Here is a 430-nt window from a genome sequence, read left to right on the forward strand (position 1 = left end):
CTCACGATACGGGTTACTGATGATGAACATGCCCGGTTACTGGAACGTTGTGAGGGTAAACAACTGGCGGTATGGATGCGGCGGGACCAGAGAAAAATCACTCAGGGTCAATGCCAGCGCTTCGTTAATACAGATGTAGGTGTTCCACAGGGTAGCCAGCAGCATCCTGCGATGCAGATCCGGAACATAATGGTGCAGGGCGCTGACTTCCGCGTTTCCAGACTTTACGAAACACGGAAACCGAAGACCATTCATGTTGTTGCTCAGGTCGCAGACGTTTTGCAGCAGCAGTCGCTTCACGTTCGCTCGCGTATCGGTGATTCATTCTGCTAACCAGTAAGGCAACCCCGCCAGCCTAGCCGGGTCCTCAACGACAGGAGCACGATCATGCGCACCCGTGGGGCCGCCATGCCGGCGATAATGGCCTGCT

At 55.3% G+C, this 430-nt stretch carries 1 protein-coding gene; it reads left to right on the top strand.

All coding sequences use genetic code 11. The features are described from left to right. The coding region (locus SB717_RS33820) for a hypothetical protein (protein WP_265952955.1) at positions 1–333 on the top strand (333 nt) is incomplete at its 5' end. Positions 334–430 lie beyond the last annotated feature (97 nt).

The organism is Priestia sp. SIMBA_032 (assembly GCF_046535215.1).
Classification (GTDB): domain Bacteria; phylum Bacillota; class Bacilli; order Bacillales; family Bacillaceae_H; genus Priestia; species Priestia aryabhattai.